9 protein-coding genes are annotated in these 13,252 nt (G+C 70.7%); 2 read left to right on the top strand and 7 right to left on the bottom strand.

Annotation, left to right across the window (positions count from 1 at the left end; genetic code table 11):
* On the top strand, nucleotides 1–172 hold a 172-nt coding region (locus tag FA743_RS12385), incomplete at its 5' end, for a transposase (RefSeq protein ID WP_169308880.1).
* 40 nt (nucleotides 173–212) lie between these two features.
* Here FA743_RS12385 and FA743_RS12380 read toward each other — a convergent pair.
* Both FA743_RS12380 and FA743_RS12375 read right to left on the bottom strand, forming a co-directional pair.
* Complete coding sequence (locus FA743_RS12380) at nucleotides 213–848, bottom strand: superoxide dismutase (protein ID WP_136886415.1); 636 nt, start codon at nucleotides 846–848, stop codon at nucleotides 213–215.
* A 283-nt stretch (nucleotides 849–1,131) separates the two neighbouring features.
* Nucleotides 1,132–1,896: an SDR family NAD(P)-dependent oxidoreductase gene (locus FA743_RS12375; RefSeq protein ID WP_136886423.1), complete on the bottom strand. Its 765-nt coding sequence runs from the start codon at nucleotides 1,894–1,896 to the stop codon at nucleotides 1,132–1,134.
* 291 nt (nucleotides 1,897–2,187) lie between these two features.
* Here FA743_RS12375 and FA743_RS12370 point away from each other — a divergent pair, with 291 nt between their 5' ends.
* Nucleotides 2,188–3,969, top strand: a complete 1,782-nt coding sequence (locus FA743_RS12370) for a PHA/PHB synthase family protein (protein ID WP_425467184.1) — start codon at nucleotides 2,188–2,190, stop codon at nucleotides 3,967–3,969.
* A 122-nt stretch (nucleotides 3,970–4,091) separates the two neighbouring features.
* Here FA743_RS12370 and FA743_RS12365 read toward each other — a convergent pair whose 3' ends face one another.
* From FA743_RS12365 to FA743_RS12345, 5 genes are read right to left on the bottom strand one after another with little or no spacing between them, the layout of a single operon-like run.
* Nucleotides 4,092–7,880: a translocation/assembly module TamB domain-containing protein gene (locus FA743_RS12365; RefSeq protein ID WP_246054946.1), complete on the bottom strand. Its 3,789-nt coding sequence runs from the start codon at nucleotides 7,878–7,880 to the stop codon at nucleotides 4,092–4,094.
* 1 nt (nucleotide 7,881) lies between these two features.
* The gene (locus tag FA743_RS12360) at nucleotides 7,882–8,562 is read right to left on the bottom strand and encodes a hypothetical protein (RefSeq protein WP_136886413.1); all 681 of its coding nucleotides are present in this window, start codon (nucleotides 8,560–8,562) and stop codon (nucleotides 7,882–7,884) included.
* Complete coding sequence (locus FA743_RS12355) at nucleotides 8,559–10,526, bottom strand: ATP-binding protein (RefSeq protein ID WP_136886412.1); 1,968 nt, start codon at nucleotides 10,524–10,526, stop codon at nucleotides 8,559–8,561. Before FA743_RS12355 ends, FA743_RS12360 begins: the two co-directional genes overlap by 4 nt.
* Nucleotides 10,523–12,073 (bottom strand): hypothetical protein, encoded by a 1,551-nt coding sequence (locus tag FA743_RS12350; RefSeq protein ID WP_136886411.1) that lies wholly within the window; start codon nucleotides 12,071–12,073, stop codon nucleotides 10,523–10,525. The genes FA743_RS12355 and FA743_RS12350 overlap by 4 nt, the downstream gene beginning before the upstream one ends.
* Before the next feature lie 4 nt (nucleotides 12,074–12,077).
* Nucleotides 12,078–13,250: a hypothetical protein gene (locus FA743_RS12345; protein ID WP_136886410.1), complete on the bottom strand. Its 1,173-nt coding sequence runs from the start codon at nucleotides 13,248–13,250 to the stop codon at nucleotides 12,078–12,080.
* Nucleotides 13,251–13,252: the final 2 nt, after the last annotated feature.

The raw sequence follows: 13,252 nt of genomic DNA, 5'->3' as shown, positions 1-13,252 counted from the left end.
ACGCAAGACGCCAGTCAAATACGACAAACGCCGTTACAAGCGCCGCAACCGGATCGAGATCATGTTCGGAAGGCTCAAGGATTGGAGGCGCGTCGCCACCCGCTACGACCGCTGCCCCAAAGTGTTCATCTCAGCCATCGCCCTCGCGGCTCTCGTCATCTATTGGTTATGAATCCTGACCCTAGGCAATCACAAGTCGCCGGCGCGCTGCCTTATTCGGCCAAGGCGGCGTCATAGCGCTCGGACACGCGGTCCCAGTCCACGACATCCCACCATGTCTCGAGATACTCGGCGCGACGGTTGTTGTAGGTCAGGTAATAGGCGTGCTCCCACACGTCGTTCCCCAGCAGCGGCGTTCCCGACACCTCAGCCACATCCATCAGCGGATTGTCCTGATTGGGCGTCGAGGTGATTTCCAGCTCGTTCTGCTCGTTCACGATCAGCCAAGCCCAGCCCGATCCGAACTGGCCTGCGCCTGCCTCTTCGAAGGCGGCCTTGAAGTCGTCCTCGGATCCAAAGACGGCATCGATCGCGCCCGACAGCGCCTCGGACATCTCGCCGGTATCGTCGGTGGGCGCCATCGTCTCCCAGAAGAAGCTGTGGTTCCAGTGACCCCCGGCATTGTTGCGCACGGCATCGGGATAGGTCCCGGCTGCGGCCACCAACTCTTCGAGGCTCGCCTCGGCGGGGGCGGCGCCCTCTGAGATGGCGGTGTTCAGGTTGTCGACATAGCTCTGGTGATGGCGTCCGTGGTGAAGCTCCATCGTGTCGGCGCCGATGGCCGGCTCGAGTGCATCCATGGCATAGGGCAGATCGGGCAGCGTGAAGCCGCCTTCGGTCTGGGCCATGGCCGTTGCGGGTGCTGCACATAGGGTAAGAATGGCAAGACAATGTCTCATGGGTGACCTCCTTGGCGTCACGGGTCAACAACCTCTTGCCGACAATGTTCCAAATCGAGGGGCAGAGGGTCGATGACAGCTGCGTCAGGGGTCGTCCTGCCGGGACGGGCGGAGACCGACAGGATCTCCGCGGTCAGAGATGGATGATCGCCTTGATGAGGGTGCAGCGATCGCGGTGCCGCGTCCGCGGAGGGCCGCCCATGGCGGAGGGGCGTCCGCCACCGGGATCTCCTCAGGGCGCGGTATAGCCGCCATCGACCAGGTGATAGCTGCCGGTGATGAAGCTGGCGCGCTCCGACAAGAGGAAGCAGGTCAGCGCCGAGACCTCTTGCGGGGTGCCGATCCGGCCCATCGGGTGCAGGGCGGCCAGCCCCGCCAGCACCTCGGGCGACAGATTGTCCGACAGAAGCGGCGTGTTGATGAAGGCCGGGCCGACCGCGTTCACGCGCACCCGCTGCGGCGCGTATTCGATCGCCGCAGTCCGCGTCAGGCCCAGCAGCGCGTGCTTGGCGGCGACATAGGGCGCGGCATGGGCAAAGCCCACAGACCCCAGGATCGAGGACATGTTCACGATCGCCCCGCCCCCCGCGCGCAGCATCGCCGGGATCTGCCAGCGCATCCCGTAGAAGACGCCGTTCAGGTTGATGTCGATGACGCGGCGCCAGTCCTCGACGGGATAGGCGCCGGTGGGCAGGCTGGGGCCGCCGATGCCGGCATTGTTGACCGCCAGATGCAGCCCGCCGCAGTCGGCTTCGGCAAAGTCGACCAGCGCCCGCATGGCTGTCTCGTCCGAGACGTCGGCGGCAAAGGCCCTGGCCCGGCCGCCCGCCTCCGTGATCTGGTCGACGACCGCGCGGCAGGCCGCCGCGGTCAGGTCGCTGACGATGACGCAGGCGCCGGATGCGGCCAGTTCCTGTGCCACGGCCTGGCCGATCCCGGAGGCGGCGCCGGTCACGATCGCGGTCTTGTCGGAAAAGTCGAAGCGGATGTCGGTCATCGGGAACCTCATGGGCATGATTGTCGGACGGCAGGGCCGGGGCCGATGCGGGCAGGCCGCACGTCCCGGCAGGGCGGGTTGCCCGGCCCGCACCCACGGCCTTGTGGCCGCACCGATCGGTATGCCTTGTCGCATGGCAGGGACCGCCCAACCTTGATCCAGATCAACGCCCGGTCGGCGCGCTTGGCCTTAAATCGATCCGCAGGCTGGCGGTCTGTGGTATCATGGCGATGCGCGCGGGGGTCATGCCCCGATCCCCCTGCCCCTCGGCCCGGCCCATCAGGAGGCACCATGCCCGCATCACATGTGACTGCGTCGTCCGACAGACCGGATCGCCCGAACGGCGCCGGCCCCATGGCGGGTCGTCCAGCGTCGGACCCTTGCCGGGACGGCCCGGACCGGCCTTGGCGGGCCGCCTCTGCGCGCCTGTCGGGGGGCGTATCGATGCATTCCTTCGTGACGGCCTGGGCCCAGTGGGCCAGCCGTCTTGCCGCCGCGCCGGATCGTCAGCAAAAGCTGGCCGTGCAGGCCCGCGACAGTTTCGCCCGCCTGATCTCGGATGCGGTCCTTCCCCGGACCGAGGGGGAGCCGCCCTTCGCCCCCGGGCCCCATGATCACCGCTTCGATCATCCCGACTGGCAGAAGCCCCCCTTCCGGATGTGGCAGCAGGGCTTTCTGGCGATCGAGGACTGGTGGGACGCGGCGACCGACAGCCTGCCCGGGCTGGACCGGCAGGACGCCCGCCGCGCGCGCTTCATGGCCCGGCAGATGCTGGACGTGATGTCGCCGTCGAACTGTCTGGCGCTGAACCCCGAGATCATCGCGGCCAGCGTCGCCTCGGGCGGGCAGAACCTGGTGCGCGGCCTGCAGGGCATGGCGCATGACCTTGGCCAGATCCTGACGCAATCCCCCGACCCGGTTCCCGACGGGTTCGACGTCGGCACGGTCCTGGCGGCGACCCCCGGACGTGTCGTCCTGCGGACCGACCTGTTCGAGCTGATCCGCTATGCCCCCAAGACCGCGCAGGTCTGGGCCGAGCCGGTGCTGATCGTGCCGGCCTGCATCATGAAATATTACGTCCTCGATCTGTCGGCCCGGAACTCGCTGGTCCGGGATCTGGTCGCGAAAGGCTTCACGGTCTTCCTGATCTCGTGGGTCAACCCGACGGCGGCGCAGGCGAGCCTGTCGCTCGACGATTATCGCCGCGACGGCGTGATGGCCGCCCTGCAGGCGGTCACCAAAATCCTTCCCGGACCGAAGGTCCATGCGGTGGGCTATTGCCTGGGCGGCACGATGCTGGCCATCGCGGCGGCCTGCATGGCCCGCGAGGGCGACGACAGGCTGGCCAGCATCACGCTGATGGCCGCCCAGATCGACTTTGCCGAGACCGGAGAGCTTCTGCTGTTCGCCGACGAGGTCCAGGTGTCGCGGGTCGAGGATCTGATGGCCGCGCGCGGCGCGATCGACCGACCGAAGAGAGCCCGCACCTTTTCGGTGATCCGGTCCGACGATCTGATCTGGACCCGCGCGATGCGCCGCTATTTCCTGGGCGAGGAGGATCATTCCACCGACATGGGCGTCTGGCTGGCCGATCCGACGCGCCTGCCCGCGACCATGCATTCGCAATATCTGCGCCGCCTGTTCCTGGGAAACCGCCTGAGCACCAACCGCTTCGAGGTCGAGGGCGAGGTGATCTCGATGACGGATCTCCGTGCGCCGATGTTCGTCATCGCCACCGAAACCGACCATATCGCGCCCTGGCAATCGGTCTACAAGACGCAGCTGTTCACCGTCTGCGACCTGACCTTCGTGCTGACCAATGGCGGCCATACCAGCGGCATCATCAACCCGCCCGGCGCAGAGGGCGCCCATCACCGCTGGTCGCACCGGCCCGCCCACGGACCCTATACGGACCCGGAGGCCTGGCTTGCACAGGCGCCGCTGCAGGACGGATCATGGTGGCCCCGCTGGCAGGACTGGCTTGCGGATCACAGCAGCACGCGCGTTCCTCCCAGGACGGCGAAGACGAAGGATCTGGGTGCCGCGCCCGGCAGCTACGTGTTTCAGGCCTGAGCCGCGCTCCTCGGGGGTCGCGCCACGCTGAAGGGCCAGAGGCGATGCGGCGCGACCTCGCCGGCCGATGCGAAGGGCAGGGATGGTGATATCGCGGCGGCGGGCGCCGTTCGACCCGCCCGCTATGTCTGGGCGCTTTTCTGCGACATCTCCCGTTCCAGCCGCGCGCCGAGGCCGTTCGGTCCGCTCCAGGCATTGATGATCCGGGTCAGCACCCCCTTTTCGGCGGGGGTCCCGAGGAAATCCACGGTCGCTCCCGTGGCGCCCACCCGGTCATAGACCTGGAACAGGACCGTTTCCGAGATGTCCCCGAAGCCGGGATGGTCCTGCAGCACCGATGCCACCTTCGACCGCGACCCCAGCTTGGCGATGGCCTGCGCGATCGTCGCGGCGATGGTCGCGGGGAAGGTGGTCGGCGTCTCGCGCGCAGAGCGGGGCGGCGTCAGCCCCTGATCCTGCGGGCGTGCGGCCTGCAGCGCGGCGGTGGTCGGATCGAGAAGCGCCGCATCGAAATCATGAGCCGCGCCCTCTTCGGCCTCTTCGACGACATTGTAGGTCGAGGCGATCGTGACGCCCCGCGTCAGTCCGGCGATCCGGTTCAGATTGGTGTCGAGCGCCGCCGCCGTGGCGGTGATCACCGAATCGATCTTCTTCAGGCCGCCGGTCGCTTTGCGCAGTTGCGGCGTCGCCTGCACCTCGACCGTGTAGTCGATCCACAGCTTGCGGTTGTTCACCCAGTCCTTGGCGAAGGATTCGACGGACCGCTCGTGTTCGGCATTGGCCGAGGCGGTGATCGGGAACAGGTTCATCGGATGGCCCGGTCCGCCGATGTGATCGTTCAGCAGATGGCCGCGGATATAGCGCTGCGCCGGGTCGCGATAGTGGTTCGGATCGGTCGGAAGCTGGTTCATCAGCGCCTCCTGCCCGGTGGGCCCGGAACCCTGCTCATGATCGGGGCCAAGGGGCTTTGCCCGCATCGTCAGGCCGACCTGGCTGCCGCCCAGCTGGCTGTGCTCGAAGATGATCCTGGACTGGTGCCCCTGGTTCAGCGCGGCGGGCAGGCCGGTGCCCGTCAGCGGCTCGCTGACCGTGCGCTCGAACTGGGGATTGATCTTGCCGACGACCCGGAAGCCCTTGCTGAAATCCCCCTCGTAGCCCAAAGCGACCAGCCCGAAGCGCTGCTTGATCTGCGGGAAGTAGTTGTCCAGCGCATCGCTGTCGGTCGCCTGCGCGCTGGCCAGATCGACCATGCGGCCCGCGGCCTGGACATCCTCGGCCTCCTGCGAGGGGGTGCGGGGCGTGGGGGCGGGCGGCTCGTCCAGCATGGCCAGCGTGATCGGACGCGGATAGCGCGGCTGGTCCGCATTGGGCAGCGTGCCCTCGGGTACGGCGGCGGGCACGTTCGCGTCGGGGGCGGCGGCCAGATCGACCGCCTTGCTGCGTTGCGGCTGGTTCGCGCCCGAGGGGTTGGTGCCCGGCTGCGTGGCCTGCGTCGCGCCCGGTGCCGCCTGACCCGCGGGACCGGGGCCGCCCGCCGCCCCGCCCTGCCCGCCCGGCGGCGCGGATTGCTGCGGCGGACGCGGAGGGGCTGCGGGCGGCGTCGCCGGTTGGGCCTGCTGCGCCACCTGTTCGGACGGGACGGCGGCGGCGCGCTGCGCGCGCAGCTGGCCCTGCCATTCGGCACGGTTCTGCAAGGCCTCGCGCGCACCCGCCGGGGCAGGCCCATCCTTGGGCATCGCGTCCTGGATCAGCCCGGAATAATCCGCCTCGGACGAGGTCATCTCGATCCTCGGCGGCTCGGGGCGCCCGAACTTGTAGGAGAGATGCGCCTGCAGCCCCAGATCCGGCCCGATGGGCGCGACCATCTCGGCCAGGGTCCATTCGCGGTCCCAGACCGTCACCCACAGCGCCTCGATCTCGGCCCAGGCATTCAGCCCCAGCTTCAGCCGCGCGCCCGCGGCCATGGTCGCGGTCCCCTCGATCCCCCAATCCCCATCGGCATAGCTCAGCTCGGGCACGACCGAGATCGCGCCGTAAAGGCCCGCCGTCCCCACCGCCTCGATCCCGCCGGTCATCGAGCCCAGCACCACATCGACCCCGATGCCCGCGCCGAGGGCGACATAGCCTTCGACGAAGGCCGGGATGAACAGCTCGCCGCTGACGGTGAAGGACGGGTCGGCCTCGGTCGCGCCGATGGTATAGGAGCCCTCGACGCGGATGTTGCGGAAGACGCCCGGCCCGATCCCGGCGCGCACCCCGGCGCGGATGCGGATCACCGCGACCAGGATTGCCCAGAGCGGGATGTTCTGCGCATGGCGGAACAGCTCGCGGTCCATCCGCTGCTCGGGGAACAGCTCCAGGGGCTCGGTGACCTCGATCACGCCCGACACGTCGACCGCGCCCTCGGGCAGGATGCGCGCGGTCAGCGTGCCCTGCAGCCGCGGGGCGATCTGCGCCGTCACGCGGCCCTCACCGCCAAGCTCCAGCGCCCCGGCATCGGTCTGCGCGACGGTGACGGTGATCTCGCCGGACAGTTTGCCGTTATCGGCGGAATAGGCCAGCCTCGTCTCGCCCGACCAGCGATCCTGGGCATAGCGGACCGTCACCATGCCATCGAGGCCGGGCAGCAGCGTGGTGTTCACCGGCACCTGCACCTCGGCCGAGAGGGCGCCCTCGGCATAGCCGACATGGGCGTTCACGGTCCTGAGCCCGGGGATCGTCAGCGCGACATCGCCCCCGAACGAGAACTGGCCCGCATCCGAATAAGCGGCGGTGAAATTGCCGGTTCCTGCCGGGCCGAGGCTGACCGTGGCCGACCCCTCGACCCCGACCCTGCCGCTTTCCCCAAGCGTGACGGTCAGGCTGGGGCGCGTGACCGGCAGCCCCTCGGGAAAGGCCTCGGCCCCAAGCCGCAGCTGGCCAGACAAAGCGCCGTTGCGCAGCGTGACACGGCCCGAGGCCTCGTTCAGCCCCGGGACCTGCAGATCGAAGCTGCCCGTCCCGGCAAAGCCGCTGGCCGCCAGTGTCGCCGTCTGAAGCGTGACCGCGCCGAGGCCCCGATAGCTGGCCGTGAAGCCCTCGATCCCGCCCGAGGGCTGCCCGTTGAGGGAGTTCAGCGTCAGCGTGCCGCCCGTCAGGCCAAGCCCGGGCAGGTGCGTGCGCATCTCGCCCACGGCGATCACGGCATTGACCGACAGGTTGTTGCCCTCGTCCACGGCAATCTCGCCCGACACCTCGTCCACGAAGGGCGGCGTGACGCGGAAGGTGCCATGGGCGGAAAAGCTGCCGCCTTCCGCGAAGGTGAAATTGACCGTGCCGTTGCCCAGGTCGCGATAGGCCAGCTCGACCGCGCCCTCGCCCGACAGCCGGCCCTGGGCCAGGCGAACCGTCCCGGATCCGGTCGCCGTGGCGCTGCGCCCCAGCCCGCGCGGCAGGAAACTCATGTCGCTGAAGGCGACCTCACCCGCCAGCGCGCCCGCCTCGCCCAGGGCCAAGGTGATCCGAGGGTTGCCCAGGGCCGGCAAAGCAAGCTGCTTGGAGGCCTGGCCTTGGATGCGCAGATCGCCCTCGCGGTTCACCCGGACCTCGAAGCTGGCATCGTCGAGATAGGGCACCGTCAGGCCGCCATCCAGCCGCAGCTCGTGGTTGCGCCACTGGACCGTGTCGAAGCGGACGCCGGGGATCGGCTGCGGCAGGCCCTCCAGCGGCACCTGCGCGCCGGTCAGGAACGCCTCGCCCAGATGCCAGCCGGCAGGGCCCATGCGCGCGACGAAGCCGGCGCCCTGGGCCAGACGACCGAAGGCCGCCGCCGGCGTCCCGCCCGCCACGGCAGGCCCTGCCGCAGGTCCCGGGGCGGGCCGTGTGGGGGCGACCGGGCGGGCGGGTTGCGGCGGGGCGGTGTCCGACGACATCTCAGCCCTCCGGCGGCGGTGGCGGGGGCGGCGGAGGTGGCGCCGCCGCAGGCATCGCCAGCGCCCCCAACCGCGCGGCAAGGGCCCGGGCCAGCGCGCCATCGGGTCCCTTGCCCAACGCAGCGGCAAGCACGGGCCGCATCCGTCGCCGGACATCCGCCCCGGACCGCAGGTACAGCGCCACGATCGCATCGGCGGCCTGCGCGGCCTCCGCCCCCGTGACCGTGGCGAAGGCGGAGAGCAGCGGGTCCATCTGCACCGCCTCGGGCGCCTGCAGCAGCGCCGCCAGCGCCCGCGTCAGAAGCCGCGCGCGCAGGTGGCGCGCCTCGCTGTCCATGTCCTGCGCGGCGGACCTGCTTTTCGCCTCGGCATGGGCGCGGGCGCGGGCCTCGTCCTCCTTGCGCGCCGCCACCGCTTGGGCCTCGGGATCCGTCGCGGCGGGGGCGGGACGCTTCTCCTGCTCCTGCCGCGCGATCTTGGCCCGGGGCATCTCGGGCGCGACGGCCCTTGCCGGCTCAGTGGCGGGCTCTGGCCGGCCGTCGCGATCCCGCGCCGCCATCGCGGCCCTCAGCGCCGGATCGTCGGCCAGCAGGCGGGGCGGCTCGCGCAGCGGGTCTTTGTCGGCGGGCACCGGCAAGGGCGGCTTGTCCTCGCGCATCATCTCGGTGTCGAAATCGGTCATGCCCGCCCTCCCCGCGCCACGGCGTAATGCGCGCCGAAATCGGATTTCCGCAGCACCTTGCCCTGCTTGAGCAGTTCGGCGGCGACCGCCTGCAGCAGGACCTCCATGTCGATCGCCCCGCCCCGCGCCGCCGCCCGATAGGCCGCGTCCAGCCAGCAGTTGCGGATCTCGGCCCCGGTCAGATCGAAGCGCTCGGCCAGAAGCCCCAGATCGACATCGCCCGAGATGGGCGCGCGCGCCTGCAACCCGCGATCCCACAGCGCCCGGCGCAGGTCGGCGGCGGGCACGGGGAAGTCGATCACATGATCGAAGCGCCGCAGAAAGGCGGGGTCCATGTTCTGCGCCAGATTGGTGGCCAGCACCGACAGCCCGTCAAAGCTTTCCAACCGCTGCAGCAGATAGGAGGTCTCGAGATTGGCGTAGCGGTCATGCGCGTCCGTCACCTCGGAGCGCTGCCCGAACAGCGAATCCGCCTCGTCGAAGAACAGCAGGGCATCCGTCCCCTCGGCGGCCAGAAACAGCTGCTCGAGGTTCTTCTCGGTCTCGCCGATATACTTGGACACCATCGCGGCCAGGTCGATGCGAAAGACCGGCAGGCCCAGGGCCGCACCCGTGATGGCGGCGGCCATCGTCTTGCCGGTGCCCGAGGGCCCCTTGAACAGCGCCACCGTGCCCTGCCCCTTGGACCAGAGCGCGCCGAACCCCCAGGTGCCCAGAACCCGTGCCGCCTGGCCCTGGCCGCCGATCAGCCGATCCAGCGCCGCGCGGGTGGCGGGTGGCAGCACCAGATCGTCCAGCGTCCTGCAGGTCGTCAGCCGCCGGGCAAAGCGGGTCAGCCCGGCGGCCGCCTGAGCCTCGGTCGCGCGGCGCAGATCGCCCGGCGCGGCGCTGCGGCTGCGGACCCGGACAAGGTGCAGCAGTTCCGCGTGCCGCGCCTGCCGCAGCAGGCCGGCATCCTCGCCCAGCAGCCGCGCCTTCCAGCGGGCATGCCGCAGCGGATCCGCGACCGGCTCGACCACCTCGGCCCGAAGGCCCGCCTCAAGCCAAGGCTCGACCTCGGACGCCAGCAGGATGACGCCATCCGACAGAAGCGGCGCCAGCGCGACACGCCCGGCGGCGTCAACCGCAGGTTCGGCCAGCACCGGCACCGTACCGAGCAGCCGCGCATCCCGGCAGCGTCCAGCGATCAGATCCGATCCGTCGTCGCCGGGACAGAGGCACAGGGTCCAGCCCTCGCGCTCGGCCATGTCCAGCACCGCGACCGACACGGCATCCGGGCTGGCCCCTGCGACGATCACGCTGCCCGACGGTGCCCGCGACCCCAGAGACAGGCGCGGCCCCGGCGCGATCGGCGCCGCGCCCAGCATCAGGTCGGTGACCGCCTCCTCGGTCCTCAGGGCCGCCTCGATCTGCGGCAGCCCCGGTTCCATCCGGATCAGGGCAGACAGCCGAAGCGGCGCCTCGGGCGCCAGCATCCGGCGCAGCGTCAGCGCGTCGATCCGGTGCGGCAGCAGCCGCTGCGCCAGGGCGGGCGTCAGGTGGCGGCGGGTCAGGTCATCGGACAGATAGCCATAGGCCCGCCCGAAGCGCGGGTCCAGCGCGGGGGCGGCGGCCAGCACCAGAAGGTCCAGTTCCGCCTCGGCCAGCCCGAAGGCCTGCGCCATCCGGACCCAAATGCCCCGCAGGTCGGCACGCCTGCGGGCGGCATGCGCGTGCCAGGCCTCGATCACCTCGTCCAGCGCGGGCACGCCCGCCCCGCTGACCGATAGGCGGCCCGACATCTCGTCCAGCATCGCCTCGGCCTCGTCATCCGACAGGAACAGCCCCAGGAACTGCTCGCGCCGATCCGGGCCGCGGAGGGCGCGGGTCAGCGCCACCTCGTGGCGCAGGCGCAGCGCCAGCAGCTGCAGCGCCTGCTCCAGCCACAGGCCCGGGTCGAGGACCGGCGGCGCCTCCGGTCTCATGGCGCGTCCCCCAGATCCAGCACAAGCTGCGGCTGGCCGGGCTGCGGCAGGCGCCCCTGCCGGCCTGGAAAGCCCGCCATCCGCAGCAGGATGCCCAGGGGCACGGAATCAAGCCGCAGGGTGATCCGATCCGGCCCGCGATGCAGGGTCCCGGGCCGCATCAGGAACTGCCGGCGCAGATAGGCGGGCGAGCTTGCCTGCAGCCCGCGAAGACGGCTGGCGAAATCGCCCAGGATCAGCGCCGACCAGCGGCGATCCGGGTCCGAGGCCTCGAAGACGCGCCGCGCCTCGGGGGCGAGGGTGCGGAGCAGACGCTCGGGCGGGACGGGCTGCGGACGCGCCGGATCGACCTCGGACGGGTCGACGGGCAGAAGCATCTGCAGGGCGGGGTCCAACGCCGCCTGAGGCCAATCCCCCGGCGCAAGCGTCTGCCAGACCGCCTGCGCCATCGCGGTCGGGCCCAGATGCCAGGCGGCATCGAGAAGAAGCACCGAGGGCACCAGAAGCCCCAGCCCCATCCGGGGGCTGGACATCCCTTCGTCTGCGAAGGGCGATCCGGCCTGCGCCGTGGCAGGGGGGCTGGCAGACCGCATCACGGGCGCGGACAGCCGGGCTGCGGCGGCGGTCCGCGTGAAGCGGTCCAGCACCGCCCGGCCCTGCGGATCGGCCGCGACGACGGCAAGGACATGGTCCAGCAGCGCACGGTCGGGGCCCGGGGGCTCTGCCGGTCCGGGAGGAGAGGTGGCGATGGTCGCGACATGATCCGCCTGTCGCCACACCGCCCTTGCCGCCACTGCGGCCCAGAGCATGGCGCGTGGCTGCAGCGCCGCGCCGCCGCCGGCCAGAAGGCGCAGCGTCACCTCCAGCGCCGCGCCCAGATCCTGAGCCGCCGAACGCCCGGGCAGGACGGGCTGCGGGACGCCCAGCAGGTGCCCGAGGGCCGGTGGAAGATCCCCGGTCTCTGTCGTCGCCAGCGGAGCGTTCAGCAGCGCCCGCACCAGAGCTGCCCGGGCCGCCTCGGGCCAACCCGCCACGGGAGCGGCGGCGTCGCCCTGCGCCGCCGCCGCCCGCGCCAGCGCCGTCAGCAAGGCGGGGCGTGCGCGGAGAAGTTCCGCAGCCGCCCGTTCGGCGGGCAGATGTTCCAATGCCGCCAGGTCCGGGAAGGCCCAGGCCGCCTCGGAGGTCAGGGCCAGACGCATCATGACATAGGCGGCAAGATAGCTGTCGCGGTCCGGCCAGTGCCGGATCTCGGCACGGCCACCCGCCAGGGCCGCCTTCAGCGCCGCCGCGATCCGGTCGGCGAAGAGCCGCGCCAGTCCCGGCATGTCCGCCCCGCCGTCCAGATGAAGCTGCACCCGGACGCGCCTGATCCGCAGCACCCCGCCCGTGCCGGTGATCACCCCTTCCGCCGCCACGGCCAGCGCCGCCGGCAGATCCTCGCGCAGGGTCCGGTCGATCCGGGCGCCCATCGCGGCCGCGACCTCGGCGCCGGCCATGACGCTGCAGTCCGTCCTGATCCGACCGAGGGTCAGGCGGTGCGGCTCCATCGGATCAGATCCCCCGCCCCAGAATGAAGACCCGAAGCGGCGCGATCTCGGCCTTCAGGGCGACGGCATCGGCCTCGGTTTTGCCGAGGGTTGCCGCCAGCACCGTGTCGTCGGCCGCCAGAAGCGCCTCCGTGGTGGTGATCCCCGCGCGGGTCAGACGGTCGCGGATCCTCGGATCGCCGATCAGTTCGGGCACCCTGGGTCGTTGGGACGGTTGGGCAACGGCCCCCTCATCGTCCGGCAGGCGAAAGCCGTTCACCACGAGGACTTCCACGAGTTCGCCGATGGTGACGTCGTATCGATGTGACGGCCTGTCCGGCGGCGCGTCCGGCCGGTGCCCGTCATCGTCTGCAGGCTCGTCAGCTTCCGGGCGCCCGTCATCCTCGTCCCCGACCGGCAGGCGATCTTGCGGCATCGGGCAGATGCACGCGTGCAGCCAGTCCTGCACCAGCCACATCGGCATCACCGTCCGCCGGTCCACCGCCGAAAATTCTGCGCCTTCAGCAGAGCAGGTGATCCGGCCCAGCACCAGAAAGTTCTGCTCCTCGGTCGGCAGCGCCGGCATCGGCAGCATCTGCCGCGGCGTCGCGCAGAAGAAGGCACGCAGGTTCTCGCAATCGAGGTTCGGCGACGTGAAGAACGACGGCAGCGTGCATGACAACTCGATCGACACCACGTCGCAGGCGCGCGAGGGCGCCAGCCGGTTCGCCGGATGCGCGCAGCCTTCGGGAATGCCGGCGCGCAGGCTTCCCTCGCGTTTCGTGGGGCGGGCGATCAGCCAGGCGGTCACCGTGCCGGTCTCCAGCGCCTCGGCCATGCGCCGCCGCTCGTCCAGGTCCACGACGTCGCAATCGACCTGGCCCGGCCCGCAACAGCCCCAGACATGCGCCGCGATGTCGGGGATCGCGACCGCCTCGGGCAGGAACAGCTCGTCGCCGGTCCAGGTGACGCCATAGCCCTTCGAGACGGTCAGCGTGCTGCCCGAGATGACCGGGATCAGCCCCGCGACCACGCCCCAGCCATGCAGGTAAAGTCGCATCCGTGCCAGTTCGCGGGTATGCGAGCTTCGGTCCAGCGTCAGATCCTCGGCCTGCACGATCTGGCGGTCGACATACAGAGGCGCCTCGACCCCGTTCGCGGCTTGGGCCAGGGGCAGGCGGTTCGGCGTGTCGGCCATCG

The sequence above is a fragment of the Paracoccus gahaiensis genome, from assembly GCF_005048225.1.
In the GTDB taxonomy this organism is placed as follows: Bacteria; Pseudomonadota; Alphaproteobacteria; order Rhodobacterales; family Rhodobacteraceae; genus Paracoccus; species Paracoccus gahaiensis.
Note: the sequence above shows the minus strand (reverse complement) of the source record. Positions and strands in the feature narration are given on the sequence as shown.